This window comes from Aurantiacibacter xanthus (assembly GCF_003584015.1).
Taxonomy (GTDB): domain Bacteria; phylum Pseudomonadota; class Alphaproteobacteria; order Sphingomonadales; family Sphingomonadaceae; genus Alteraurantiacibacter; species Alteraurantiacibacter xanthus.
This window is the reverse complement of the sequence record NZ_QXFM01000016.1, coordinates 1-959: the sequence shown is the minus strand read 5'-3', so window position 1 is coordinate 959 and position 959 is coordinate 1. Positions and strand designations below refer to the sequence as shown.

Below are 959 nucleotides of genomic sequence, written 5' to 3'. Positions count from 1 at the left end.
CGCGCCGTGATCGGCTTCAACGAGGGCGGCTCGCACAAGGTCGTCGACATGCGCGAGTGCCACGTGCTGCGCCCCGAGCTGATGGCGGCGCGCGACACGCTCGCCGCCTACTTCGGCAAGCTGAAGGGCAAGTACGCCATCGGAGTGGAGCTGGCCTTGGTCGATCAGGGTGTCGACTGCCTGCTGTCGGGCTTCATGCCCGAGGGGCTCGAGCAGACCGAAGACCTGCTCGAGCTGTGCCGCCGGGCGGGCTTCGCGCGGCTGTCGCTCGATCAGGGCTACGGGCCGGAGGGGTTCTGGGAGCCCGAGCCGGTCACGATCACGCTGTCGGGCACGCCGGTGGCCTGTCCGCCCGGTGCCTTCCTGCAAGCGACCGACGACGGCGAAGCGGCGCTGGTGAGCGCGGCGCAGGAGTGGCTGGCCGATTGCACCAGCGTGGCGGACCTGTTCAGTGGGCTCGGCACCTTCGCGCTGGCGCTGGGTGAGGGCCGCAAGGTGCTTGCCGCCGAGGCCGAGCGGGCAGCCCTGCTCGCGTGCCGCATGGCGGCGGCGAAGGCGGGCCTGCAGCTGGAGGCCGCGCACCGCGACCTGTTCCGCAACCCCTTGCGCGCGGAGGAGCTGCGCGCCTTCGATGGCATCGTGCTCGATCCGCCGCGTGCCGGAGCGCGCGCGCAGGTCGAGCAGATCGCGGCCTCGGGGGTGGAGCGGGTGGTCTACATCAGCTGCAACCCGTCAAGCTGGGCGCGCGACGGCGTGCTGCTGCGCGAGGCGGGCTACGAGCTGGCCGAGCTGCGCCCGGTGGGCCAGTTCCGCTGGTCAATCCACGTCGAGCTCGCGAGCCTGTTCGTCAAGCGCGGTGACTAGCTGGGCAAGCAGCCAGTCGGCGTCGGCGCTGGCAGAGAAGGCGTGGTCGGCCCCCTCGCGGCGCTGGAGGCGCGGGTCGGACTGGTCCCACACGG

At 72.2% G+C, this 959-nt stretch carries 1 protein-coding gene; it reads left to right on the top strand.

The features are described 5' to 3' along the window. The coding region (locus tag D2V17_RS02495) for a class I SAM-dependent RNA methyltransferase (protein WP_147367189.1) at nucleotides 1-864 on the top strand (864 nt) is incomplete at its 5' end. Nucleotides 865-959 lie beyond the last annotated feature (95 nt).